Source organism: Ruegeria sp. BHSB056 (assembly GCF_059613305.1).
In genome coordinates this window covers 43,061-67,654 of the sequence record NZ_JBXWSG010000011.1, presented here as the reverse complement: position 1 = coordinate 67,654, position 24,594 = coordinate 43,061, and the positions used below count along the sequence as shown (strand labels likewise).

The following is a 24,594-nucleotide window of genomic DNA, read 5'->3' as shown; positions in this document are numbered from 1 at the left end:
GTTCGTCCACGGTATAGGCGGTGTTCAGCGGCAGGAAAACCAGACCGGCCTGCGCGCATGCCGCGTAAAGCGCCAGCGCCTCAGGCGATTTTTCGACCTGAGCCGCAACGCGGTCCCCGGGTGTTAGACCCAGTCGCGTGGCCACATGGGCGATCCGGGCGGCTGTGCGCAGAAAGTTTCGATAGGTGATGGTCGTCCCGTCTGTCAGGTGCAGGAAAGCCGTATCTTTGCCGGCGTGAATGCCAAACAGATCATCATAGAGAGGGTTAGCCATGTTCGATCCTCCGTTTCCCCAGCCATAACGGCGAACCGCTTCTCAGGGGAAGGTTCAACTATGTCACACTGCGCTTTTGCTTGCAGTTCAATGTCTGATCGCGTCGCTTTTACTGCGCGGCGTGAGTTGCAGCTCGGAACCCGTGGTGGGTAATGCCTTTCACCGCCTCTGCACATTTTCTGCACGAAAGCCCCATGAAGGCTGCGGATACGTCGCGCCAAAGATGCAATCGCCGCAGGCAATCTGCCGGGAAAGGAAACCTGCAAGCAGGAGACAGGACATGAGGCAGGAACTGACAATTCGCGGCGTGCCGGACAGCATCGTGCTGGACGCGTGGTGGCTGGGAAAGATGGACGAAGTCCCCCGATGGAGAGGCAACAGACGACAGCAGAGTGGTTCTCTGATGTCTACTCTGAAAATGCGCCATGCAATCCCGCTTCTTGCATCGCTGGTAGCGCTTGCTGATTGGTTGTTTTGGGAACAGCCTCTAGGCATTTCTGTCTCAGTCTTCGCGCTGGTCTTGTCCGCCGCGATCATGGCGATGAAACCCCGGCGGGCGACTGCAACGGAGTGGCTCATAGCCGTCGCATTTGCCTTGTTCACCAACCTGCCGGTGGCAATCGATTTGCAGCTTCTATCAGTATTGTTCAGCCTTGCTGGTTTGGTCAGTCTGGCCACCTGGGCGCTATTCGGTCAGGCCGTAAACGAACGTCTGCTGCTGCGCTCCGCCCTGCGCCTGCCTTCCATCGGTGCGACGCTTTTGCTGCGCGACACATGTCGCACCGCAGTGGCCGCCGATCTTGGGTCCGACAGCCGCCGCCACGCAGCCTCGCTGGCCTTGCCGCTGTTATTGGGTACGGTCTTCCTTGCCTTGCTGGCCGCCGCCAATCCGGTGCTGGAAGACCTTCTGACAGAGCTGGACCCAAGTCTTTTGTTCGAAGGGTACTTTTGGCTGCGGCTTCTGTTCTGGGGTGTTATGGCCTCGCTGCTGTGGCCGTTCCTTAACCTCAGCGATCCATGGCTTGGCGGCATTGCCCGCCCCGCCACCATGCCAAAGACAGGCCCAAGCCGGGCCGCATTTCTGATCAATCCAATCTCGGTGCGCAATTCGCTGTTGCTGTTCAACCTGATGTTCCTTGTACAAACCGTGATGGACCTTGGTATCCTGACCGGCGGCGTATCCCTGCCTCAAGGGATGAGCTATGCCGCTTATGCCCATCGGGGCGCTTATCCGCTGGTGGTTACGGCCCTGTTGGCGGGCGTATTCACTCTGGTCACTCACAGCATGATCGGTGCGGACCGGACGTTGCGCATTCTGATCTACACGTGGTTGGCGCAGAACGTGTTCCTGGTGATGACAGCTGCTATCAGGCTGCATCATTACGTCGACGCCTATGCGCTAACCTATTTGCGGGTGGCCGCCTTTATCTGGATGGCACTGGTTCTCACCGGATTGCTGCTGACCGTGGTGCAAATCCATCGCGGCTTCGATACAATCTGGCTTCTGCGGCGTTGTTTTGCAGCGCTTCTGGTAGTCTTGTATACTTGCAACTTTGTGAATTTCGCATCAGTCATTGCCAGCTATAATCTGAGCCACGGCAGCGCTCTGATGCAACAGGACACTGGTTACATATGCAGCCTTGGTGCTGATGCTTACCCAGCAATCCGTGATCATGAAACCAGAACCGGACAGCAAGTCTGTGACGCGTGGATGCGATATGATCTGAAAAAGGATGCAATCACCAACTGGCGCGAATGGGGCTTTCGGAGATGGCGGATACAAGCCTATTATCGGCAGCAGAGTTGAAGGACCCCATTTGATGCCTGCACGCATTCTTGTTGTCGACGATGATCCGGATATCCTTGAGGTAACAAGGTTCGCGATTGAAAAGGCAGGCTATGCGCCACTTCTGGCCAGCGACGGCCTGACCGCGCTTGATACAAACCGCCAGGAAAGCCCCGATCTGATCGTGCTGGATATCGGGCTGCCCGAAAAGGATGGTCTGGAAGTATGCAGGGAAATCCGCAAATCCTCGGACGTGCCGATCCTGTTCCTGACCGCCCGCGATGACGAGGTCGACCGTATCGTCGGGCTGGAGCTGGGCGCCGATGATTATCTGACGAAACCCTTTTCCCCACGCGAATTGGTGGCCCGGATCAAGGCCATTCTGAAACGCAGCGCTCCGACACCTGCCCAGCCCGATCCGGTGTTGTCGCAAGGCAGCCTGCACCTGGATGCAGAGCGTCACCTGTGCAGGTTCGCTTCAACGCCCGTGACGCTGACCGGTTCGGAATTTCGGCTGCTGGCAACTCTGATGGCCCGTCCCGACCGTGTTCTGTCAAGGGCGCAGCTGATCGATGCGCTTTACGGCTACAACATCCACGTCTCGGACCGCACCATTGACAGCCATATACGCAATGTCCGTGCCAAGCTGGCCCAGGCCGGCTGTGCCGAAGGGATCGTGACCATTCACGGTGTCGGCCTCAGGATGGGTGCATGCACGCCCGGCTGAACCGCAAATGGCGCCCCAGATTGTGGACCATCGTTCTGCTGGTGCTGGGCATTGTCCTGTGCCTGCCCTTTGCCGGGCTGATCCTGTTCCGTTTTTACGACAGTCAACTGGTGCAACAGACCGAAGAAAGCCTGCTGACACAGGCTGCGGTCATGTCAGCGGCGTATGCCGAGCTTTATGCAGATGCAGCCGGGATCAAGCCGCCCCGCCCGAGTGCAATCTCAACCGAGCACGCGGTGTTTCCATCGCTGTCGGTCAATCGCGAAACGGTTCTGCCGCCGCGCCCGGACGCGCGACCGGCAACCGTTCGACCCGGTTCGGTTTATCAGGCCATCGCCGCCCCACTTAGCCGCATCGCCAACGCTGCCCAGGCGCAAACCCTTGCGGGTTACCGGATGCTGGACGTCGATGGGAACGTGTTTGCCGGTACTGCGGAAATCGGCCAAAAGCTGGGCCATGTTGACGAGGTTCGCGAGGCCCTTTCAGGGAAAACCGTCTCGGTCGCGCGCACCCGCGTGCGAGAGGATGCAACGCCTGCGCTTTATACCCTCAGCCGCGGTGCCCGCGTGCGCGTTTTCGTGGCGATGCCAGTGTTCGTGGATCAGACCCTTATCGGGGCGGTTTACCTAAGCCGTACCCCGAACCATATTTTCCGCTTTCTGTACGGCGAACGTTTCAACCTTGCCAAAGCCGCGGCATTTGTTGCTTTGTCCACGGCGCTAATCGGGTACGTGTTCTGGCGGTTCATCACCCGGCCGATCCACCTGTTGATCCAGCGCAGCCAGATGGCGGGCCATGGTGGTCAGGCATGGGAACCACCAGACCAACTTGGCACGCGGGAAATTGCGGATCTGAGCCAGAGTTTTCAATCGCTGACGGAACGCTTGCAGGACAAGCAGGACGGATTGAAAACGTACACCGCCCATGTCACCCACGAACTGAAGTCACCCCTCACCGCCTTGAAAGGCGCGGCAGAGCTGCTGCGCGACGATGATTTGTCACCAGCGCAGAAACACCGCCTGCTGGACACTGTAGAAAAGGGCGGAAAGCGGATGGAGGATCTGCTGGCCAACATGCGCGCCTTCAGTCTGGCCGATCAGAGCGCCATTAACGGTACATGCTGTCTGAACGACGTCACTGATCAGGTCGTCCAGACTTTCCCCGCGCTTGCGATCAAGACTGAGAACGATCACCTGCCCTTGCCCGTCGCGGCACCCACCCTGCACATCATATTGACACATATGCTGGAGAACGCTCAGCAACACGGCGCGCAGAATGCCGTGCTGACAGCCTATCAAAACGACGGTGTCGTCTGTCTAAGAATTGCGGATAATGGCCCCGGTATCAGTGAAGGGAACAAGGACAAGATTTTGCAGCCCTTCTTTACAACAAAAAGAGAGGCCGGTGGCACGGGTATGGGCCTGAATATTGTCAAAGCGACCATGGAAGCAATCGGTGGGCAACTCAGTGTTGTACCAAGCAATCAAGGCGCTTGTTTTCTTCTCACCTTCAACTAGCTGGGCGAGATGCAAACTTAATAAACGGGAGGGAACTCAACATGCGCAAGTTGCAGGCACAGGGCATTCACCACATCACCCTGACTGGTGCAGACCGGCAAACGTCAATAGACTTCTGGGAGGGTCTTCTCGGGTTTTCGCTTATCTTCGATCAACCCAACCTGGACGATCATTCACAGGGTCACCTGTACTTTGCCGCGGGTAACGGTCAGACGATCACGGTGTTCACCAATGAAGATCGGAAACCGTCCGGCAGTTTGCTCAGGGATCAGGTTGGCGCGGTTCATCATCTGGCCTTCGCGGTGTCCCGCTCGGTTCTTATGCAGGTCGAGGAACGGCTCGACGAGAGGGGTATCAAGCATACACCAATCAAAGATCGGGGATTCATGAACTCGATCTATTTCCACGACCCCTTGGGATTGAGGATCGAACTTGCGAGTTACCGCTTTGAGCCACCTGAAGGTGCGACTCACGGTGACGTTCTGGCCGAAGCGCACAGGCTACGCGTTGAACGCGGTGATCTTGCGATTGCCGACGTCCACCTTGCCGATGCGATCGAGAATATCGTCTCGGAGCGTACTCCACGGATGTAGCCTTTTTGTCGTTTACCCTGAGCGGTGGGCATCGCGACCCCAACAATCGAAACCGCCAAAGTCGATTGATCGATCCAACACCCGTTCACGGGCCTTCTTCATGCAAAAGACCTAATCGGGAAGCGTGGCCGCCGTGAGTGACCGCAGGAATTCGGCAATATCAGACACCTCTTGTCGGCTTACCGCGCGATTGATGAACATGTCAGTATTCCGCCCTGGAATCGTGTCTTCAACGCTCGCGGCTACAATGCGAATGTCTGCCAAAGGGTCATCGCTCAGGGTGCGTCCCAACTGAGATACGGCCATAACTCTGATCGCCTCTTCCAGATCGCTTACCGAGCCATTGTGGAAATAGGGCGCGGTCAACGCGACATTGCGCAGGGAGGGCACGCGAAACCTGCCGGGGCGCTCATCAAGAAGCAGATCGTATTTATCCAGATAGGGATTGCCGTCCCAAAACACTGGGAATGCTCGGTAAATCCCAAGTGGCTTTTCAGTGCCCGCCGCAGAGAACATGGGATCGACATGACAATTTCGGCAACCGATCTTGTCGAAAAGCACCAGACCACGCAAAGCTGCCTGGGAGAGCGCCTCATCCTCGCCTTTCACAAAGCGATCATAAGGCGTATCGGGCGTGACAAGTGTACGTTCGTAAGCCGCGATCGCGCGGGTGATATTGCGGATGGTCATCGAGCTTTCGCTCGGAAATGCTGCGTCAAAAAGCGGTTCGAAACGTGGGTCCTCTTTGACCCGCTCTTCAACTGCGCTGAGGGTGGGCATCGACATCTCGACCGGGTTGACGAATGGGCCTTCGGCCTGATCTTCGAGCGAGGATGCGCGCCCATCCCAGAACAGGCGGCTCAGAAACGCGGCGTTGTAAACCGTAGGCGCATTCCGATCCCCGGTTTGACCAAGATGCCCCGTCGAATAAGGGGCATTGTCGTCGCCGCCATCTGCAAGCGAGTGGCAAGAGGCGCAAGACAGATCGCGCGCAAGCGACAGATTCTTGTCATTGAACAGGATACGGCCAAGCGCGACTTTCTCGGGGGTTGTCCGATTCCCCGATGGATCATGTGGTTTTGCGGGCAGCGCACGCCAAGTGCGAAAACCTGATGGGTTTGCCGGGACGGCAAGTTTATCCGAGGCATCTCCTGAAAAGGTGAAGAACTCCTTAGTTGTATCACGCATGGCGTTTCCGGTGGCAGCCATCGCGTGGCTGTCCGTGAGCGAAAGCACCGTCATGATAACGACCTTGATGCCGATGGCGAGCACACCCATCCCTAGCCCGCCTGAAAGCAGCAAGCGGGACGGGATCGTCAGGTTGGCGCGTTTGCCAAGCTCATTGGCAACAAGCCCAAGGGCTGCAACCCCTAACAGAAACCCGACGATAAGGGTCGGCAGGGTAACACTGGATGTAAGGGTCATGGTCGAACTCCTTCCTTGATGAAATAAATAGGAGGGATTATATTTATTTTGAAATAAGTATCACAAATGACACTGATAAAGAATTGGAATAACCAGTGAAGCTGCGCCATCTAGAGTTTGCCCGCGAGATTGCCAGAACGAAGTCCTTCAGCCATGCGGCTGAAATCTGTAATGCAACGCAACCCACTTTATCGAACGCACTTGTGCAGCTTGAAGAAGAGCTCGGGGCGAAGATTTTCCACCGGACAACCCGGGCCGTCGACCTGACTCCTTTTGGCGCCTATATCCTTCCCTATCTCGAGGCGATCCTCGACGCCCGTGACGAGATGAGCAAGGTTTGCGAAAGCTATCTCTACCCTGAGCACAAAGTTTTACGCATCGGTTTGTCACCCCTGGTCGATATGAAGCTGCTGAACGACGTGATCCAACCCTACCGCGCAGAGAATCCCGAAGTGACCATCTACTTCAAGGAGTGCCTTCTGGATGATCTGTCGGGCAGGCTTTCGAATGGATCGGTCGATATCGCCATCGTTCCCCGCGACATGATCGAGCCAGGGTGGAGCCATCTAAAACTGTACAGCGATCCTCTTTACTACATCCCGAGCGATGGGGTTGATCTACCCGAGAAAGGTGTAATCGAGATTTCGATGCTGCCAGAGAGCCCAATCATCATGACTGGCGGTGGTTGCGGGTTGAACCGGTCATTGGAAATACTCTTTGCCCAGAACGCCGAGAATTTCACACCTTATCCAGGTGCAGCGATCAGCTATTCCGTGATCGAGCAATGGGCCAGTATCGGGATCGGCGCTGGCGTTTTGCCGCGCGCCAAGCTGACCACCTCGGTCGAGCATGCACATCGTTTGATCGCGCATGACGGATCATCGGCAGTATTCGAGTTTCACTGGGTTTGGAAACCAGACCTGGCGCTTACCCCACATATCTCAAAGTTTCATGACCATATGCAGCGACGTGTACCGCACCTGGTGAAGGGCCGTATTTAACGGGCACTGGCAGAGGTTCGGGAAGCCTTTATAAGGTCAGTTCGTCAGGCTGATTGCGTGTTTTCCGAAAAGCATCTGAAAAGGTTGCAGCCAGAGAATGGTCCTTTTCCCGTACTTGGTACGACAACCAAGTGCGAAAAACTGAATACGGTCTGGCAACGGCGCATTTTGCGGGTCTTGTGGTCAACGGCAGTCAGTTCACCCTATATATTTGAATCATACATGTATCTCATTTTTTAATCTGATTTCTGTATTTATGCGAGCGATGCTAGCCCTAGATCATCCTTTGGTTCCAAACAGGAGAAATCAAAAATGGCCTTTGGAAGATTGAAAGCCCCCTTGATCGTAACTGCCTTAGCGATCAGTTCCACGAATGCCCTCGCAGGTGGATTGAGCGATGCCGAAGTCATCGGCATTTACGCGCAGGTGAACAGCTTCGACATAGAAACGGCCCTATTGGGTGAGTTGCGCGGACAGTCCGAAGAGGTTCGCGCGCTTGGCAGGATGGTATCGGGTGATCATTCGGGCGTGCGTGCGACAGTCCATGAAATTGCCTCGAATCTGGGAATTGCCCCGGTTCTTCCGCCATCCCGGATCCAGGCCGCAATGGATCACGACAAGGTCACGACGGTCCTGCGGGAAGCCGACCCAGCCGAATTCGACGCTCTTTACCTCAAGCATGAAATCGCGTTTCACCGCGCTGCGATTGATGCTGTGAATGGCGCGCTGATCCCAGAGACAGATGCGCCCGAATTGAAGGCTCACTTCGAAGCGGTCTTGCCGGCATTCGAACATCACCTGAATGCAAACATCGAAGCAGCTAAGAAGTTAGGCGTGGCTGTAGAGTAATACATGTTGCCAGTCGGCAGGCTGAGCGATGCGTTCAGCCTGACACACTGGAAAGCCCAACCAAGCTCAACTCACAAAAGCTCGCCTGGCCCTCAACCAGCAGCTTTTCACCATTCAAACTTAGGCTGGGCCTTATGACAAATAGGGCCCAGCGCATTTTTTGCGCCTGGCCCGTTGAGATTCAACAGCGTGCCAAAACGGGCCATCAAAGCCCAAGTGAAGCAGGTGGTTTGACAACAACATCGCCCAACAACTCCATCTATGCTATATTAGATCCGGTTTCAGTGGACGATTTTGCCATGTTAACGCGCCAATTACGCCAAGGCTTCTTTGGATCGTGGGTATGTCTGAGCTTCGTTATGATGTTCGGATTGAATGCTGCATTGGCGGAAACACCTCATGCAAAACGTGTGGCTTTGGTAATTGGCAACGCACGATATGAGCATGTGTCAAATATCCCAAACTCAGCCAATGACGCTCAGGATATCTCTGCCGCGCTCAAGAGGATTGGCTTTCATGTCACCTCAAAACAAAACCTCGACTACCGCGAATTGCGCCTGACCTTAAGAGACTTCTCTGAGGATGTGGTCGATGCCGATATGGTGTTAGTCTATTTTGCAGGTCACGGGATCGAAATCGACAATACAAATTACCTGATACCGACCAATGCCGAACTCAGAAGTGACAAGGACGTAGAATTCGAGGCAATCCGCCTGGAGACGGTGCTCAACGCCGTTTCGACTGCGAAAGGTTTGAAGCTGGTCATAGTGGATGCCTGTCGGAACAACCCGTTTGTGAGCGATATGGTTCGAACCACTGCAACCCGATCAATCGGTCAAGGGTTGGGCCGCATCGACCCCAGTGGGGTTCTTGTCGGGTATTCAGCGCGAGGCGGGACGTTGGCGCTGGATGGTGACGGTCGCAACAGCCCGTATGCAGAGGCCTTTTTGGAACATATCGAGGTACCCGGGCTGGAGCTTGGGAAAATGTTCCGGAAGGTGCGGGATACGGTTTACGAACTGACAGATGGGTATCAGGAGCCATTCACCTATGGGTCTTTGCCCGGTCATGACATTTTCCTTGTCCCAGCAGCACTCAAAGAGCCAATCAATAGTAACGATGCCACTATAGATGCTGCCAAAGCCGTTCGCCCTGTCGATGAGCGCGAGCGGTCGGCACAACGTCTTCTGGGCGAGGCCATGCAACTGGAAGACGAAAGTGCAAAGCAGGGCGCTTTGAAACTGATCGCGCAGCTTTATCCAGACACCCGCGCGGGGCAATATTCTCAACAGGTTACGGATGTGGTCGGACGCACAAAACGGAAGATTGCCACACTCGTCACCCCGAAAACGACGATTTCACCCTCTGGAACCGAAAACCGCCTTGACGCGCCTGCACCGTTGCCACGCTCGAATTCGGACATCGAGGCCAGTCTGAATCTGAACCGAAACGATTACCGGAGCATTCAACGCGGCCTGAACGCGCTTGGATTTTCAGTTGGGCCGGTGGATGGGATCTTCGGGCCTCGGTCCCGTGAAGCTCTGAAAAAGTTTCAGGGGCAAAATGGCTCGGAAAGAACCGGATACCTCACAGCACAAAGTTTTGCGGTTCTGAAAAATGTAGCAAAACCATAACCATCCGCGCAGAGCGACCAACAAACAGATCCCCATATACTGGTGGCATTGCCCAACTCGCCCCCAAACGAGAGCGCCCAAAACGCCGTCCATGGTGACTATGTTATCGAACTCAAAAGACGACCGGACCCACGTTACAATGGCGGCGAACTTGCCGACGAAAAGCCTAAAAAACGCTGCGAGTGGCGTACCGCAAATCAGCCACCGGGCTTCAACTTATTAGCGCTCAAGACAATACTGGAACCGATGCGTCGCGTCCGCAAAAGTTTCGCGCATCGCTGTCTGACAGCGGAAAACTGCGGATCTCAGGAAACGTGGGATACCTGTTTGGAAAAACCAGAGTTGTGCCATTCTCGCTCACTCAGAATTTTTCGCAGGAATTTACCAGTGGTAAAACCGTACATTCCAATCAGGGTCGGTTTGATGCTGCATTTTTCTTTGATACGACAATTACACGGCGCTGAGTAAAGTCGGAATCGGTCTAGGTGCTGGATCAAGGGCGCGAGGCGAAAGTGGAAAGGTTCTGTCGCCGATGCAGAACCAATGTCGCCTTTTAGGGATGTGGAACGTCACTGATATTTGACTCAATCGACAGACAAAACCTCAATAAATCGGCCAATCACGTCATTCATTTCTGACCCAAACGTCAAGCATTTCTGGCCCAATAGTGATAGCCGCCATTCATCGACGCAGCGGCTAAGGTGGGCAGCGAGCCCTTCCTGTAGCTTAGATATTCTCGCTGCATGCGCTCGCAGAGTAAGAAATGCCGCGCGAGCAAGAAAATTCGTGCCGCTTTGCGGCGAAGGGAATGGTCACTCAGTAGACTAAATGGCCCTGCCGATAGGCTGAGCCCAGATTCCAATGGGGCTCATCTCTACCATCGAAGGGTTGGTGATCTGGAAGAGGATGCAGAGTCCAGATTTGAACGCTCCTCTTGAACTGTTCAAATCAATCGGCGAAATCGTGTTCCAACATGGATTTGCTTAGCGCTTCAACGGGATCGCCGGTATTCTTGCGAACGATGTCCGTCAAACGTTTGTCGTTAGGATCATTGATGGCTTCACCTCTTGTTATCCGATCAACCACAAATCTGGCCCATGCTTTTATTGCAAGTTCGGCGGATGGTGACATTTGATCCGCGGATGCGCGCTGCCGGATGACGGGAACAAGCCGCTCCGAGAGTTTGACGCTGCCATCCATGGCGATCTGTTCGAGACTATGGCGCATTTCAGCTACTCTGAAACGCCGCAGCAAGTACGTCTGATATTTTGTGGCAGTTTGGGCTGCCGATCCGGAAAGTGTTAAAGAGGCCTCCTCCCAGAGCCTGTTGAGGCCTTCTCGGATTTCTTCATCAACGATCGCCTCATGGACGTAGCTGTACCCAGCGTTGAGCCCTGCATAGGCTAAGAATGAATGCGCACCGTTCAATAGCCGAAGCTTTCTTTGCTCGAACGCGGATACATCCTCGACAATGGTGGCACCAGCCCCACCCCAGTCAGGGTGTGGTCCGGCAAAGTCATCTTCAATGACCCACTCTGAAAATGATTCCGTACCTACAACTGGCATCGTTTGAATACCCGCAGCAGTCCTGATCTCTTCAATAGCATTCTCCGAAAGTCGCGGTGTGATCCTGTCGACCATCGTTGTGGGAAAGGACACCTGGCTCTCTATCCAAGATAAGGCCTCGGGACAAAGTTCTTCGATGAAGTCTGAGACGACCCTCCTGAGCTTCATTCCGTTGTCGGAAAGGTTGTCACAGCTCACGACCGAGATTGGGTCTCCAGACGTCTGGAAGCGCAGTATCAGCCCCTTGGCGAGGATCCCAATGGCCGAGGTAGGGGCTGACTCTCGCAGATCGTGCGCAATCGCTGTGGCCGCGAAATCGAGCCGCCCACGTTTCAAGTAATAGCCCTTCTCGGTGATCGTCACCGTGACGATATGGGTGGTCTCATCGGCAATCTTTGATGCGACCAGTGCCCCCTGCCTGCTCGCCAATATTACCTCGTCGATGACATCAATGACTTCGGCCGAAAGGCCCGACTGGCTCCATGTGCCCAGGAGAAACTTGTTATCACTCGCCGCCATTTCTTGTTGCAGTTTGGCGTTGGTCATCGCAACACCGGTGATCTTCCAGTCTCCGGCTTTGAACGTGTACCAAGCCTGATGAGCGCGGTGAAAATTTCCCAGCCCCAAATGAACGATCCGCTTCATTTCAGAAATCCCGATGGAGTAATCAAATCTGCTGTCGACATACTAAATGCCATTGGTGCGCCAAAGACGACTGTCGGCCTGTTCAGTGCCTTGGACATCTCTGATGCTATGATAGCCTGGCGGTTGCTTATTTCAGTCATAGTACGCCTCTCACAATTCAACTTATCTGGCTAAGTGATCGGTCTGAACGATCGCACCCTTGGATTGGATCACTGCACTTGCAAGCTGGTGACCTGCGACGGCAGCCTTGCCGGAATCTGCATAGTTCAGGAAAGAAGCGAGGTAACCACCACAAAAACTGTCCCCTGCAGCAGTCGTATCGACAACCTTCGAGACAACTGGATATGACTGATTTGGCGCTTCAGTACTTCCAAGAAGAACCGGACCTCGAGATCCCCGTTTGATTGCCCCAGTCGCATGGCCGTATACCTTGAAACGCGCGATCACATCACTTTCTTCTTCGGCAAACAGGGCCATCTCATCATCCAGAGACGGCAGCGCAATGTCACATCGGGTCCATGCCATATCCGTACGTTTCGCTGCTAATTCACGACTTTCCCAAAGGGTTGGGCGATAATTGGAATCATATGCAAATCGCCCGCCGTTTTTTCGGTAACCCTTGAGCCATTCAAGGAAGGCCAGTCGCGTGGCATCGGGCAAAATCGCAAGGGAAATACCAGAGGCATAAATGACGTCGAACCCTTCCAGACACTGGAAATCCGGGCCATGCACCGTTTCGAACATGCGTCGAGCGGCAGAATCTGATCGCCAATAGCTAAAGCTACGTTCTCCATGCGCATCAAGCGTGATCGAGTAGACGCCCGGAAGTTTGTCTTTGATGCGGCGAATGTGTTCCGTGCCAATGCGATGATGCGCGATGGCTTGGGCGATCTTCTCTGAAAGACGCTCGTCCCCAAGGGCCGTCACATAATTGACGCTGTGCGCGCGATCCAGAACACGGCGCAGATAGACGGCCGTGTTGAACGTGTCTCCGGCGATGTTCGCCTTAGCATCAGCCGGCAAATCATCAAACATAAGCTCGATCATCACCTCGCCAAAGCAGGCAACTTTAAGGGGTTTCAACACAGGTTCTATCCGTCAAACGAGAGTTGGACTTTCATCGAGTCAGAACGGTCAACAGCCTGTTCAAAAGCTGCCTCTGCTTCACTCAATGGGAAGATGTGTGTCAGCAGGGGTTCAACATTGATCTTGCGCTGGTCGATGAGTTGGACCGCCTCGGTAAACTCTTGATGAAACCGGTGTGTTCCCTTGAAATTGATCTCTTTTCCAACAATCGCATTAATTGGGAGTTCCAAGCTTCCTGCAACGCCCACTTGAACGACCGTCCCTCTTGGGCGGACCACATCAATGGCCGTTGCGATTGCAGGCGCGGCGGCGGAGCATTCGAACACAACATCGAACTGCGCGCCAGGGCGTTTGTAGTCGGCCAATTCTTCTGCGGCTTCCGCAACATTGAAAGTTTGGGTCGCCCCCACGCGTTTTGCGATCTCCAGCGGGAAATCGGCAATATCGGTGGCAACGATCTCTTGCGCTCCGCGCAATTTTGCAACCGCGACACACAAGGCCCCGATAGGCCCGGCCCCGGTCACAAGTACGCGCTTTCCCTTCAGATCGCCCGCCTGACTCGCGGCATGCAGGCATACCGCAAGCGGTTCGGCGCAAGCCGCATGCGACAAGGGCGTAGCATCGCTGATTTTCACACATTGCGCAGCCCCCATGATAAGCGATTGGCGAAAGCCGCCCTGCACATGTGGTGTGGTCTTGGCAGAGCCCAGAAACCTCATATCGGTACAATGCTGGTACTCTTTCCGACCGCAGAAATGACAGTTAAGGCAGGGCTGGCTGGGGCTGACAGAAACCTTGTCTCCAACCCGCAATCCGCAGTCCGGATCGCCAATCTCTGCGACAATCCCGGCAATTTCGTGACCAAGAACAAGAGGCTCGGTAACGCGAATTGGGCCAACACCACCATCAAAAAAGTAGTGCAGATCAGATCCACATATTCCACCGTTGGAGATCCGAACGAGCACCTGATGACGTCCCATTTTTTCCACAGGGACATCCTCTACTCTCAAATCACGCTTTCCGTGCAATCGGCAAGCTAACATAGTTGAAAACTCCTATGGCAGAATGACCGACGGCAACCATGTTGCAATCGGTGGGATATAAGACACCAGCAACAACACGATGATATTGGTGGCGATGAAGGGAAGAATGGCAATCACGACAGGCGTGAGCGGCAGGCGCGCAATACCCGCACAAACGAAGAGGCAGACCCCAAGTGGCGGTGTGGTGAGGCCAATCATAAGGTTTAGCACGGCGAAGGTTGCAAAGTGCAACGGGTCGATTCCCACAGATGTCGCAAGCGTAAGGAGCGGTACAAACAGGATGATCAACGCCGCGATCGTTTCCATGAACATGCCCACTATCAGAAGCAGGATGTTGATAATCAGGATCACGACGAATTTGTTATCCGTGAATGACAAAACGGCCGTCGCAATCATCTGCGGAATGCGTTCAGACACCAGAATCCAGCCGAATACATTGGCAAATCCCACAAGCACAAGGATGCCGGACGCGGCCACCGCGCTTTCAACGACGATCTTTGGAATTTTCCGCAGTGGCAGTTCCTTGTAGACAAAAAGCCCGATGACCATTGCATAGATACTTGCAACGACTGCGGTTTCTGTCGGCGTGGCAATTCCGCTCAGCAGCCCGTAGAGAATGAGACCCGTCATTGCCAATGCCCAAAAGGCCCCGGCGAAAGAACGACCGATCTCAGCGAAACCTTTCCACTCCTGTTTTGGAAAATTCTTCCTCCGGGCAATCAGATAGGTTGTCACCATCATGGCCACACCCATCAAAATGCCGGGAATTGCGCCGGCGAGAAACATTTTCCCGACCGAGATACCTGACAATGCCCCGACGATGATCATGGGAACACTGGGTGGAATAATCGGCCCGACAGTTGATGATGCCGCCGTAACTGCGGCGGAGAAATCAGCGGGGTATCCCGCCTTTTTCATGCCCGGAATCATAACGCCACCGATCGAGGCTGCATCCGCGACCGCCGTCCCGGTGATACCTCCAAAAAGCATGGACGCGCCAACGTTAGTGAGGCCAAGCCCACCACGGATCCAGCCGACGAGGCCATTTGCAAAGCGAATGATGCGTTCGGTGATCCCGCCCTGATTCATCAGGTTTCCGGCAAGGATAAAGCCCGGAATGCTGAGCAGAACGAAGACATCCATGCCAGCGTACATTTTTTGCGGCATGACAACCGCGGGGATGCCCATCACGAGCAGGTAGCTGAGAGAACTCAGCCCAAGAGTGATCGCAACAGGTATGCCAACGACAAGACCGATGACGAAGACCGTGACGAGGATAAGAAGACCCATCTTAGATTTCCAGTTGGTTTTCGGGTTGGCCTTGGTCGGCATGGAACACCATCGCCAAAATCCGCATCAGCGCGAAGAGCGCAATTCCGATCAGAAGGGCGAACACCGAGAAATGTATGTAGTCCATCCGCACACCAAGCGCGGGAGATGTTTGGAGCGCCCCGATGGAAACGTACTTCCAGGCAGGCGCGATGAGAAATGTGCAAAGAGCAAAGGTCGCAACAGCAGAAAGAAGGCGCAGTCGGCGGGGCCACGTCCCCGGCAAGGATTCACAAACCACATCCACGTTCACCAGATCGCCAGAGCGGAGCGAAAGCCCGGCCCCAAAAGTCACTGTGTAAAGCATCGCAAATCTAGTCAGCTCTTCGGTCCATACGGGCGAGGATCCGAGTGTGCGGCCCAGGACCTGGGTCAACACAGCAGCGATCAGGACCAGGAACGACATTGCGACCCCTGTGCTGCAGACGGCGACTATGATTTTTTCAATACGTTGCATCGTTTTTCCGCATTCTTCGGAGATTGAAGACCGCAAGACCATAACAGCCCAGCGGCCTTCCAGGGAGTGACTAGCTCTCAAGCTTAGTTGGAGAACAAACCCTCAACGATCGGACGGATTTCATCGCTTACATTTGCGAGAACTGCGTCCTTTGCGGCTGCCTGGAAAGCTGCGCCGTCAACCTCGACGAACTCCATACCGTTCTTCTCAAGGTATTCACGATCCGCAGCGAGGCTATCGAGCAACAAGCCACGCTCGTATTCCTGCGCCATCGCAGCTGCTTTCATGACTGCTGCTTGATCGTCAGCAGACAGTTTCGCCCATGTGCTTTCTGCTATGGTCAGATAAATCCAGGACCGCACGTGCTCGGTTTGGTTCACATAGCCCTGCACTTCGTTGAAGTTCGCAGAACGGATCAGCGCCAGCGGATTCTCCTGACCTTCGATCACGCCACTTTGCAGCGAGGTAAAGACTTCGGAAAATGCCATCGGAGTTGGTGCCGCACCCAGGGCGCTCCACACGTCAACAAAGAGAGGAACATTGGGAACGCGCATCTTCATTCCGTCCAGGTCTGCAGGCGACGCGATGGGGCGTTGAGAGGTCAGGTTGCGAGGACCACGTGCGAAGTAGGCGATCGGGCGGATCTGTGCTTTTGCGACAATCTGATCGATAATCTGCTGACCAATATCGCCGGACGCAACTTCATCCATGTGCTCCAAAGAGGTGTATCCATAGGGCACCGCAAGAAGCGCGGCCATCGGAGCCCAGTTTTGAAGGCTTTCGCCAGTGATCGTCATGTCGACGGTGCCAAGCTGCATACCGTTGATAAGGTCAATTTCCTTGCCTAGGGATTCATTTGGGAACACTTCAACAGCAATTCGGCCGTCTGTGAGCGACGATAGCTCCTCGCCAAACTTCACCGCCGCCAAATGCCAGGCGTTGTCTTCGTTGGCGAGGTGACCGAGTTTCAAGGTCATGTCTTGCGCGAACGCCGATGTGCCGACGATTGTGGCTACAGCGGTCGCTGCAGCTAGTGTTTTAACAGTCGTAAAGAGCCTCATGATTTCTCCTCCATTGGTAAGGCTTGCAATTGTTCCTGGTCACGGAGCCCCTTCGAAGTACTGCGGGTACATCGATTGGATTTTTGGAAGTGACTTCAGGATTTCTCCTAGGTGAGTACGCATGGCCTCTTCAGCGGAGGCGACATTCCCGCCCTCAATCATGTCAACGACACGCTCATGTTGCTGAATCAACGTCGCTAGCGGGAACTCTTCCTGCGTAATGAAACGAACGCGGTCCATCTGAGATTTGATAGTGTCGAGGTATTCCCATGACTCAGCGACCTCTGCTGCTCGGGCAAGAGTGCGATGAAAACGTTCATCAAGTTCGATGAAGGCATTCGCGTTTCCTTCGCTTACATTGCTTTGCTCTTTGATCTGCGCTCGAAGATCGCGAACGAGCACTGGATCAGGATCAGATGCCAGTTTGCGCACAATATCGGCCTCGACGGCTTCGCGTACAAATCTGCCATTTAGAACAGACTTGTAGTCGATCCTCTTGACGAAGGTGCCGCGTTGCGGGCGAATTTCCAGAAGCCCCTCGTACACAAGTGTGATGAAGGCCTCGCGCACCGGCTGGCGACTAACGCCATATTCCTTGGCAAGCTCCGGCTCTGACAGCCGGCTCATTGGCTGCAAGTCATTCCGGATAATACGGCTTCTCAGAATCAAGCGAAGCTGCGGGGCTACGGCCTGCAAAGGGTCGAGCCTCCAATCCTCAAGATTCCCCAAAACTAGCGACATTCTGTTCTCCCTTGGTCAAATGCATACATCCATACTTCCATACAAGTCAACACTCTGTTATGGTTTCTCCGAATTTGGTAGCTGAAGCACAGCAACCGACACGACGCTTATTTGAGGGAGAAGGCGCAATGAAGCAAACTTGGAGGTGGTTTGGGCCTGAAGATAAGGTCTCGCTTCAGGACGTGCAGCAGGCTGGTGCCACGGGTATCGTCACGGCACTGCATCACCTTCCAAACGGTGTAGTTTGGAGCAAAGAGGAAATAAAAAGACGTCAAGATGAGATTGCACAAGGGGCACGGCGTACAGAAGTTTCCCTAGAGTGGTCAGTCGTAGAGAGTCTTCCAGTCACAGAAGACATCAAGCGCCAGACCGGCGACTGGAAAACCCACGTTGCAAGTTACAAGAAGAGCCTTGCGAATATTGCTGCGAGTGGGATCTCAGTGGTTTGCTACAATTTCATGCCAGTTCTGGACTGGACACGCACCGATTTACGGTTTGAGCTGGGCAATGGCGCGAGGTGTATGCGGTTTGACGCAATAGATTTCGCGGCATTTGATCTCTTTATCCTCAATCGCAAAGATGCCACCGCAAGTTACTCTTCGAACGTCACTCAGGAAGCGCAGATCCGCTTTTCATCCATGGATGCAGGAGACCGAGACCGCTTGGTCGCAAATGTGATATGTGGCCTTCCAGGCGCTGAGGAGGGTTATTCCATAGCGTCTCTGCGTGAACACTTGGCACTCTATCACGAGATCAATGATGAACGCCTTCGTGCGAATCAGATCGACTTCTTGTCAGAGGTCATTCCGACTGCCGAGAAATACGGCATACGGATGTGTTGTCACCCTGACGACCCGCCTTTCCCCCTACTAGGCCTGCCACGCATCATGTCGACAGAGCAAGACTATGAGTCACTCGTGACCGAAATTGATTCTCATTCGAACGGAATCACTCTGTGCACCGGATCACTCGGCGCCCGATCAGACAACGACTTAGCCGGCATGGTCGAACGTTTGGGATCAAAAATCCACTTTGCACATTTGAGAAACGTAACCCGCGAAAGTGCCGAACTCCCATGCAGCTTCCATGAAGCAGCTCACCTTGAAGGTAATACAGATATGGTTGCCGTGGTTAGAGCCCTGCTCAAGGAGGAACATCGCAGACACGAAGAAGGTCGATCTGATGCCACTATCCCATTCCGACCAGATCACGGACAAGATATCATGAGCGATCTGCAAGCCGATTCCCAACCAGGTTATCCAGCCGTGGGGCGTATGAAGGGTTTGGCCGAGCTCAGAGGCATCATAGAGGCGCTTTCTAGTTAATAGTCATCCGTTCCGAGGGCTTTGTAGTTTCCGAGAGCTGATCGAAAGAACTACAGATAAGAACCGGAACTCTCGTCAAATCAGACACAGGCATTAATCCCGGACCATGACTGCGACGAAAAGGTACCTGAAATCGCTGCCAGACGACGGCATGCAGTGACCAGCTTGGTGACCTGAATTGCACGCGCAGCGCTAGACGCGCTGCGCGTGCAAAGACTTGCTGCATCAGCGAAGACACAAAACTCAATGCTGGCAATGTCCGCACTGCGGTCGTCTTCGGACCGCGTCTCGAATGGCAGTTTTCTGCAACCACCGGCTGATTGGCAACGTCATAACAAAATGCGAACATCATTGAACGGGTGTTATGTGAAGCGATCTCAGATTGTATCATCGCCCATCTGGGTCCTCATCACTCCAGTGCCCCAATTCATAAATACCCTGTTTTTTCATACGACGTATAAAAGCAAGGTAGTTTATCACCTGATCGACCTCATCCATGTCTCCGGTGGCATAGGCGACTGCAATCATCTTGAACTGAGCCTCAGGATCCTCCGCTACTTTTTCGTCACACCGATCCGCACTATTTTCAGTCCCAAATGAAGCGGTCCGTGCTTTGTCCACTTCACCCCTCATCTCATTGAGATAGGCCTTCTTACTGAGTTCGGGGGCGTTCTCGCCCAACTTAACCACGGCCTCCCAAATTGGATTGAGCCGTTCAAAAAGATCATTTCGACCATCCGTCATGTCTCTTCACCTCGCAGTTTAGCAATTGCTTGTAGTTGGCCTTTAGGAAACCGACAGCGGCCTACGCTTATTAAATACTTGTAACGATCCGATGCCTGTAGACCGCCCTGGCTAAAGAGCCTCTCCGGTAACCTCATGGTGGCCGTCTATTACTTTTTGAATTTTGACAGAAGGGCTCAATCGCAAATGGCGGCAGGCCCTCTACCTCACCACTTTCCTTTCGTGGGCCAGCGGGATTTGGACAAGCCAAACGCCCTGGCCGTCAGGGTGAGGGCGCAGCCCTCCCCCTCGGGCAACCCCATTAGACAGAGCCGTGTCCTCGGCTGCGCCAGCGGGCCGCACCACCCCTGTCCAATAGCATTGCCTCGCCCCCTCCCGCGTTCGCCACGTGGCAGATTAGCAGGAACAGGCAGCTTCGCTGTCTGACCTACAAATCAGCTCTGATTTTCCGAAAGGGAAGTCAGATCAAACCACACTATCTGCGGGAATACGAAATGGCGGCAGCGTGTTAGCTGATGACACAAAGGTCAAATTCAACTGATGTCCAACGTTGGGGGCGCCTTCTGATGTCGAACGTTCGCTGCTTTTCTGGTCCAACTATGAAGGTTGGGTCAGGTTCATGTGACGTTCAACAGGAAACCAGTGGCGGACCGAGGAGGATTCGAACCCCCGACCCCTTGATTCGTAGTCAAGTACTCTATCCAGCTGAGCTATCGGTCCGCGTTGGTGAGGCGCTGTTTAGACCTGTGGTCAAAGACGTGCAAGCCGATTCTTCAAAAAAAAAATCAAAAAGTCATGTCACCGCGCGGAAGCCTGATTTCAAAGATCGTTCCTTCGGGTCCGGTCTCTTTCAGTGTCAGGTTACCGCCATGCCCGCGCACCAGTTCCTGAGAGATTGCAAGACCCAGGCCAGAGCCTCCTTTGCGGACCCCACCCTGAAACGGTGTGAACAGGTTTTCACGTGCTTTTGGCGGAAGACCCGGCCCGGTGTCGCGAATTTCAAGACACCAGGCATCCTGATATTCACACCCGACGATGGTGATTTGACCCGGCTTACCCGAGGCTTCCAACGCCTGTCTTGCGTTGCGCACAAGATTCATGATGACGCGAAACAACTGCTCGGGGTCGGCGCGGGCGATCAGGTCTTCGGGCACTTCGTTCATGATCTCGACGCTGCCCTCCGTTACTGCCAACTGCTCGCTGGTGGCGACGTCAGCCGCAATTGTCCGTAGGGGCACCATCGTCAAGGTGGGCGCAGGTTCTTCTGCACGGCCGAATGCCAATGTGCTTTCACACAACGATACAGCACGGGTGATCGAATTCACCAGCTTTGGAGCCATTCGCCGGACCAGCGGATCATCACTGGATTCGATCCTGTCCGTGAACAGCTGCGCCGATGTCAGAATGTTGCGCAGGTCATGGCTGACCTTTGCAACCGCCCCGCCCAGTTGCGCCAGCCGCTCGCGCTGTTTGAGCGCCTGCGTCAGTTCCGTTTGCAGCATCTTCAGCGCTTCTTCAGCCTCGCGCAATTCCGTCACTCTGGAATTCGGCGAGATGATGCCGCGCGCGTCCTCGGGTGCGCTGGCATAGCGCTGCATATATCCAACAACGCTTTTGATGGGCCGGACAAGAACCACGCGCACCGCCAGGAACAGTAAAGACGCTGTGATGATCGAGATGACAAAGGAAAGTCCCAGAATGCGCAGGCCGTAATCAACCATCGCCATACGTAAGGGCGCGCTGTCGATCGTGACCTCGATCAGCAACCCTGCACCCTTGACCGGCTCGCCAATGATACGGATGATTTCGTTTTCAGGTATGAAAATCCGGCTCACCGCATCCCGGATCAAAATCCATGGACCGGCATCCCGTAGATCAAATGTTTTGGTGACTGCCTCGGGAATCGGTGACGACAGCATGAGTTGGCGGACTTCATCCCGACGCAACACAACGTTGTAGACACCGGCATTCGCCAGCAATTCAGCCTCAAGATCTTCGGCCAGCATATCGTCAGCCAGCAACGCCAGCGATGCGATCTGGGCGCGTTCCAAACGGTTCAGCAGGAAATCCTCGCGGAACCGGGCAATCGACGGGACAAAGATCAGGACTTCGGCCAACATGACGAAGACCGTCGTCAGGATCAGAAATCGGCCCGACAGCGAGTTCAATTTACGCTCCTCTACAGGTCAGGGAATCCAGCGCTGAACGAACCTGACCACACGTTTAACTGTCTGATTCTCAAACAGCCTTGGAGAGAAATAAGCGCCGGCAACGCGTTTGTTAAGCTCTCCGATCGTTGGATAAGGTGAAACCATAGCAGCGATCTGCCCCATCTTCAGGTTATTGGCCAAGGCCAGTGACCACGTGTTGATCAACTCGCCCGCCTGATGGCCCACAATCGTGGCACCAACGGGCCTGCCCTTCACCACCATGACCTTGATGAACCCTTTGGTTTTGCGCTCGGCCAAAGCGCGGTCATTGTGGTGATAATCAAAGCGCGCAACCTCCACCCTGTCGCCATGCCGGTCGCGGGCCTGAGCTTCGGTCAGACCAACCTGCGCCAGTTCAGGATCGGTGAACGTTGCCCATGGGATATGCGCCGTTTTCGCCCTGGAGGGCAGGCCGAACAAGGCGGATCGAATGATGATACCCGCATGATACCCGGCAACATGGGTGAATTGCAGCCCCCCCACGACATCGCCAATCGCATAGACCCGGCGGTTTGACGTTCGTAAGCTGTCATCCGTCTTGATTCCGGTTCGGGTGCGGTCAATTCCCGCTGCGGCCAGGTTCAGACGCTCAATATTGGCTTTGCGCCCTGCGGCTATCAAAAGGTGAGAGCCCCGGTGAATATCACCGTTCTCGGTCACGATTTCCACAACACCTTCTCTTCCGCGAACCTGGGCCACCACGGCATTTTCGTGGATATCAACACCTTCACTGCGCAAAGCCTCCAGCACCACGGACGCCGCCTCGGGATCGTCTTTGCCCAAAGCCTTCTGCCCTTCAACGACTGTCACCTTGCTGCCCAACCGGACATGAGCCTGCGCCATTTCCATGCCAACCGGACCACCGCCAATGATCAGCAGATGCTCCGGACGCTCGCGCAGGTCGAAGATGGTTTCGTTTGTTTGATAGTGCACTGTGTCCAGACCAGGGATTGGCGGAACCAATGGCGACGACCCGGTGGCAATCACGATCCGGCGTGCGGTGATGACATGATCTCCGGCCTGCACCTTGGTCGGGGTGATAAAGCTGCCATATTCACGGATCACCATGACACCCAAAGCTTCGAAGCGTTCCTGGCTGTCCATCGGTTCGATCTGGGAAATCACATCCCGCACATGATCCTTCGCAGCGGCATAGTCGATCTGAGGGTTTACATCGGCCACACCAAACGCGGCGGAATGCGCCTGACCAAAGGCCGCTTTGCCACTTGCAATCAGCGCTTTCGACGGGACACAACCGAAGTTCAGACAGTCGCCGCCCATCTTGTGCCCTTCCAGAAGGATCACCTTCGCACCCATCTGGCTGGCACCGGCCGCAACCGATAACCCACCGGACCCGGCCCCAATGACCAGGATATCTGTCTTGTGGTGTTGCATGGATCAGGCGTCCTTTCCGCCACGCAGGGACTTGATGACAATCGGCAAAGCAGCCAGCACACACAAGCCGACAATGGGGCCAATGACGAAGGGTTCCCACAACAAAGAAACGTCCGGTGTTTCGCCACGGTCGAACACACCGCCCAGCCCAACACCGATCCAGGTGTAAACGATACCCCCCGGAACAATGCCCAGCGCCGTCGTGATCAGAAAATTGCGAAATTTGACGCCCACCAGAGCAGGCACCAGATTGGCCACAAAGAACGGCACAACCGGAACAAGCCGCAGCAGGAACAGCACCGAGATTTCGTTCTCGCGCAACTTGTCTTTCAGCTTCCCAATCGTCCCCTTTGAAGCATCCAGCCGGGCCGTCAAAGCATTGCCCAACCCCCAGCGGGCGGCCAAAAAGATGGCCGATGCGCCAATAGTGGCCGAAAATACATTGAACACCGTTCCGGCAAACAGTCCAAACAGGAACCCGCCGGTCATCGAGGCGACAGCAGCACCGGGCAGCGAAAACGCGACGATTACGATATAGACGGCAACGAACCCGGCCACCATGGCCCAATAGTTGGCGTCCCGCCACGCCAGCAACGCTTCGCGGTTGTCGCGCAGGGTTTCGAAAGTCAGGTAATCACCCAGCGTGAAAAACCCCACCGCAGCGACACCGAGAATCACCAGCAACGGGATATGACGCGCCAACCCGTTTCGTGGAGCGTGGCTTGTTTCGGACATCTGGCCTTCCGGTTCTTCTTGCTTCATCTTACGCCCAACATGCGCTGCTTGCGCTTTTGGCAACAGGGGGTTCACGGGGCCTTGATCTATGTGGCCGCGAACGTGACAGTTTCAGACGATAATCGACCGATTTGAAATCTTTTCTGCATCCGGTTTACAGAATTGTTGCAAAAGCCGCGAAAACCGGACCGTTGGGGTTTGACTTACACTTCGCTTGGCAGTAGAGGACGGGCTTCGAACACTAGGGCCAGGCGAATCCGCGCCGCACCCGACCGCTATAGATTGGAGACGGAGCGATGAAACGCACCTATCAGCCTTCGAACCTGGTTCGCAAACGCCGCCACGGTTTCCGCGCGCGCATGGCCACCAAAGCCGGCCGCAAGATCCTGAACGCACGCCGCGCCCGCGGCCGCAAATCGCTGAGCGCGTAAAACCGCCCACCGATCAGGGT

22 protein-coding genes and 1 tRNA gene are annotated in these 24,594 nt (G+C 54.8%); 9 read left to right on the top strand and 14 right to left on the bottom strand.

Features of this window, described 5'->3' with window-relative positions:
- Window positions 1-274, bottom strand: a 274-nt coding sequence (locus AC2FND_RS04960; RefSeq protein WP_496768262.1) for an AMP-binding protein, incomplete at its 3' end; no start/stop codon positions are given.
- 280 nt (window positions 275-554) lie between these two features.
- Between AC2FND_RS04960 and AC2FND_RS04955 the strand changes: the two genes are divergently transcribed.
- The 4 genes from AC2FND_RS04955 to AC2FND_RS04940 are packed head-to-tail and all read left to right on the top strand — an operon-like array spanning window position 555 to window position 4,897.
- Window positions 555-2,081 carry a DUF4153 domain-containing protein gene (locus AC2FND_RS04955; protein ID WP_496768260.1) on the top strand — a complete coding sequence of 509 codons (1,527 nt, stop codon included), beginning with the start codon at window positions 555-557 and terminating at the stop codon, window positions 2,079-2,081.
- Between the two features lie 13 nt (window positions 2,082-2,094).
- Window positions 2,095-2,787 carry a response regulator transcription factor gene (locus AC2FND_RS04950; protein ID WP_209505965.1) on the top strand — a complete coding sequence of 231 codons (693 nt, stop codon included), beginning with the start codon at window positions 2,095-2,097 and terminating at the stop codon, window positions 2,785-2,787.
- Complete coding sequence (locus tag AC2FND_RS04945) at window positions 2,772-4,304, top strand: sensor histidine kinase (protein ID WP_496768259.1); 1,533 nt, start codon at window positions 2,772-2,774, stop codon at window positions 4,302-4,304. The genes AC2FND_RS04950 and AC2FND_RS04945 overlap by 16 nt, the downstream gene beginning before the upstream one ends.
- Window positions 4,305-4,345: 41 nt before the next feature.
- Window positions 4,346-4,897, top strand: coding sequence for a VOC family protein (locus AC2FND_RS04940; protein ID WP_209505961.1), 552 nt, complete (start codon window positions 4,346-4,348; stop codon window positions 4,895-4,897).
- Between the two features lie 111 nt (window positions 4,898-5,008).
- Here AC2FND_RS04940 and AC2FND_RS04935 read toward each other — a convergent pair whose 3' ends face one another.
- Window positions 5,009-6,322 carry a cytochrome-c peroxidase gene (locus AC2FND_RS04935; protein WP_496768257.1) on the bottom strand — a complete coding sequence of 438 codons (1,314 nt, stop codon included), beginning with the start codon at window positions 6,320-6,322 and terminating at the stop codon, window positions 5,009-5,011.
- A 95-nt stretch (window positions 6,323-6,417) separates the two neighbouring features.
- Here AC2FND_RS04935 and AC2FND_RS04930 point away from each other — a divergent pair, with 95 nt between their 5' ends.
- From AC2FND_RS04930 to AC2FND_RS04920, 3 genes are all read left to right on the top strand, one after another.
- Complete coding sequence (locus tag AC2FND_RS04930) at window positions 6,418-7,323, top strand: LysR family transcriptional regulator (protein WP_496768255.1); 906 nt, start codon at window positions 6,418-6,420, stop codon at window positions 7,321-7,323.
- 312 nt (window positions 7,324-7,635) lie between these two features.
- Window positions 7,636-8,172, top strand: a complete 537-nt coding sequence (locus tag AC2FND_RS04925; RefSeq protein WP_496768253.1) for a DUF4142 domain-containing protein — start codon at window positions 7,636-7,638, stop codon at window positions 8,170-8,172.
- A gap of 359 nt (window positions 8,173-8,531) precedes the next feature.
- Window positions 8,532-9,806 (top strand): caspase family protein, encoded by a 1,275-nt coding sequence (locus AC2FND_RS04920; RefSeq protein ID WP_496768251.1) that lies wholly within the window; start codon window positions 8,532-8,534, stop codon window positions 9,804-9,806.
- Between the two features lie 948 nt (window positions 9,807-10,754).
- Here the strand turns inward: AC2FND_RS04920 and AC2FND_RS04915 are convergent.
- The 7 genes from AC2FND_RS04915 to AC2FND_RS04885 form a co-directional block, all read right to left on the bottom strand.
- Entirely contained in the window at window positions 10,755-12,017 is a 1,263-nt protein-coding gene (locus AC2FND_RS04915) for a mannitol dehydrogenase family protein (RefSeq protein ID WP_496768250.1), read from the bottom strand.
- A 162-nt stretch (window positions 12,018-12,179) separates the two neighbouring features.
- Complete coding sequence (locus AC2FND_RS04910) at window positions 12,180-13,103, bottom strand: sugar kinase (protein ID WP_496768248.1); 924 nt, start codon at window positions 13,101-13,103, stop codon at window positions 12,180-12,182.
- A gap of 5 nt (window positions 13,104-13,108) precedes the next feature.
- Window positions 13,109-14,083, bottom strand: coding sequence for an L-idonate 5-dehydrogenase (locus tag AC2FND_RS04905; protein WP_424944976.1), 975 nt, complete (start codon window positions 14,081-14,083; stop codon window positions 13,109-13,111).
- A 75-nt stretch (window positions 14,084-14,158) separates the two neighbouring features.
- On the bottom strand, window positions 14,159-15,436 hold the full coding sequence (locus AC2FND_RS04900; RefSeq protein WP_496768246.1) for a TRAP transporter large permease: 1,278 nt from the start codon (window positions 15,434-15,436) through the stop codon (window positions 14,159-14,161).
- 1 nt (window position 15,437) lies between these two features.
- Window positions 15,438-15,881, bottom strand: a complete 444-nt coding sequence (locus AC2FND_RS04895) for a TRAP transporter small permease (RefSeq protein WP_496768244.1) — start codon at window positions 15,879-15,881, stop codon at window positions 15,438-15,440.
- A 134-nt stretch (window positions 15,882-16,015) separates the two neighbouring features.
- Complete coding sequence (locus tag AC2FND_RS04890; protein WP_424944973.1) at window positions 16,016-16,993, bottom strand: TRAP transporter substrate-binding protein; 978 nt, start codon at window positions 16,991-16,993, stop codon at window positions 16,016-16,018.
- A 39-nt stretch (window positions 16,994-17,032) separates the two neighbouring features.
- Window positions 17,033-17,734: a GntR family transcriptional regulator gene (locus AC2FND_RS04885; RefSeq protein ID WP_424944974.1), complete on the bottom strand. Its 702-nt coding sequence runs from the start codon at window positions 17,732-17,734 to the stop codon at window positions 17,033-17,035.
- A gap of 128 nt (window positions 17,735-17,862) precedes the next feature.
- On the opposite strand from AC2FND_RS04885, the gene uxuA reads away from it, so the two are divergent.
- The gene (uxuA, locus tag AC2FND_RS04880) at window positions 17,863-19,059 is read left to right on the top strand and encodes a mannonate dehydratase (RefSeq protein WP_496768241.1); all 1,197 of its coding nucleotides are present in this window, start codon (window positions 17,863-17,865) and stop codon (window positions 19,057-19,059) included.
- Between the two features lie 387 nt (window positions 19,060-19,446).
- On the opposite strand, the gene AC2FND_RS04875 is transcribed toward uxuA, so the two are convergent.
- The 5 genes from AC2FND_RS04875 to AC2FND_RS04855 all read right to left on the bottom strand — a co-directional run bounded on the left by AC2FND_RS04875 (window position 19,447) and on the right by AC2FND_RS04855 (window position 24,143).
- A complete protein-coding gene (locus tag AC2FND_RS04875) occupies window positions 19,447-19,803 on the bottom strand; it encodes a hypothetical protein (protein ID WP_496768239.1) in 357 nt (118 codons plus the stop codon).
- A gap of 643 nt (window positions 19,804-20,446) precedes the next feature.
- Window positions 20,447-20,523, bottom strand: a tRNA-Arg gene (locus tag AC2FND_RS04870).
- 65 nt (window positions 20,524-20,588) lie between these two features.
- Window positions 20,589-21,971, bottom strand: coding sequence for an ATP-binding protein (locus tag AC2FND_RS04865; protein WP_245222668.1), 1,383 nt, complete (start codon window positions 21,969-21,971; stop codon window positions 20,589-20,591).
- Window positions 21,972-21,989: 18 nt separating this feature from the next.
- On the bottom strand, window positions 21,990-23,408 hold the full coding sequence (locus AC2FND_RS04860) for a dihydrolipoyl dehydrogenase family protein (RefSeq protein ID WP_496768237.1): 1,419 nt from the start codon (window positions 23,406-23,408) through the stop codon (window positions 21,990-21,992).
- A gap of 3 nt (window positions 23,409-23,411) precedes the next feature.
- A complete protein-coding gene (locus AC2FND_RS04855) occupies window positions 23,412-24,143 on the bottom strand; it encodes a TVP38/TMEM64 family protein (protein WP_496768236.1) in 732 nt (243 codons plus the stop codon).
- A 296-nt stretch (window positions 24,144-24,439) separates the two neighbouring features.
- Between AC2FND_RS04855 and rpmH the strand changes: the two genes are divergently transcribed.
- Window positions 24,440-24,574, top strand: coding sequence for a 50S ribosomal protein L34 (rpmH, locus tag AC2FND_RS04850; protein WP_005980833.1), 135 nt, complete (start codon window positions 24,440-24,442; stop codon window positions 24,572-24,574).
- Window positions 24,575-24,594 lie beyond the last annotated feature (20 nt).

What these genes read in the sequence shown, in the direction of transcription:
- AC2FND_RS04875 (WP_496768239.1), bottom strand. Translation starts at nt 19,803, where the DNA reads ATGACGGATGGTCGAAATGATCTTTTTGAACGGCTCAATCCAATTTGG.
- AC2FND_RS04860 (WP_496768237.1), bottom strand. Translation starts at nt 23,408, where the DNA reads ATGCAACACCACAAGACAGATATCCTGGTCATTGGGGCCGGGTCCGGT.
- AC2FND_RS04935 (WP_496768257.1), bottom strand. Translation starts at nt 6,322, where the DNA reads ATGACCCTTACATCCAGTGTTACCCTGCCGACCCTTATCGTCGGGTTT.
- AC2FND_RS04950 (WP_209505965.1), top strand. Translation starts at nt 2,095, where the DNA reads ATGCCTGCACGCATTCTTGTTGTCGACGATGATCCGGATATCCTTGAG.
- rpmH (WP_005980833.1), top strand. Translation starts at nt 24,440, where the DNA reads ATGAAACGCACCTATCAGCCTTCGAACCTGGTTCGCAAACGCCGCCAC.
- AC2FND_RS04855 (WP_496768236.1), bottom strand. Translation starts at nt 24,143, where the DNA reads ATGTCCGAAACAAGCCACGCTCCACGAAACGGGTTGGCGCGTCATATC.
- AC2FND_RS04905 (WP_424944976.1), bottom strand. Translation starts at nt 14,083, where the DNA reads ATGGGACGTCATCAGGTGCTCGTTCGGATCTCCAACGGTGGAATATGT.
- AC2FND_RS04925 (WP_496768253.1), top strand. Translation starts at nt 7,636, where the DNA reads ATGGCCTTTGGAAGATTGAAAGCCCCCTTGATCGTAACTGCCTTAGCG.
- AC2FND_RS04915 (WP_496768250.1), bottom strand. Translation starts at nt 12,017, where the DNA reads ATGAAGCGGATCGTTCATTTGGGGCTGGGAAATTTTCACCGCGCTCAT.
- AC2FND_RS04945 (WP_496768259.1), top strand. Translation starts at nt 2,772, where the DNA reads ATGCACGCCCGGCTGAACCGCAAATGGCGCCCCAGATTGTGGACCATC.
- AC2FND_RS04890 (WP_424944973.1), bottom strand. Translation starts at nt 16,993, where the DNA reads ATGAGGCTCTTTACGACTGTTAAAACACTAGCTGCAGCGACCGCTGTA.
- AC2FND_RS04955 (WP_496768260.1), top strand. Translation starts at nt 555, where the DNA reads ATGAGGCAGGAACTGACAATTCGCGGCGTGCCGGACAGCATCGTGCTG.
- AC2FND_RS04900 (WP_496768246.1), bottom strand. Translation starts at nt 15,436, where the DNA reads ATGGGTCTTCTTATCCTCGTCACGGTCTTCGTCATCGGTCTTGTCGTT.
- uxuA (WP_496768241.1), top strand. Translation starts at nt 17,863, where the DNA reads ATGAAGCAAACTTGGAGGTGGTTTGGGCCTGAAGATAAGGTCTCGCTT.
- AC2FND_RS04940 (WP_209505961.1), top strand. Translation starts at nt 4,346, where the DNA reads ATGCGCAAGTTGCAGGCACAGGGCATTCACCACATCACCCTGACTGGT.
- AC2FND_RS04895 (WP_496768244.1), bottom strand. Translation starts at nt 15,881, where the DNA reads ATGTCGTTCCTGGTCCTGATCGCTGCTGTGTTGACCCAGGTCCTGGGC.
- AC2FND_RS04920 (WP_496768251.1), top strand. Translation starts at nt 8,532, where the DNA reads ATGATGTTCGGATTGAATGCTGCATTGGCGGAAACACCTCATGCAAAA.
- AC2FND_RS04885 (WP_424944974.1), bottom strand. Translation starts at nt 17,734, where the DNA reads ATGTCGCTAGTTTTGGGGAATCTTGAGGATTGGAGGCTCGACCCTTTG.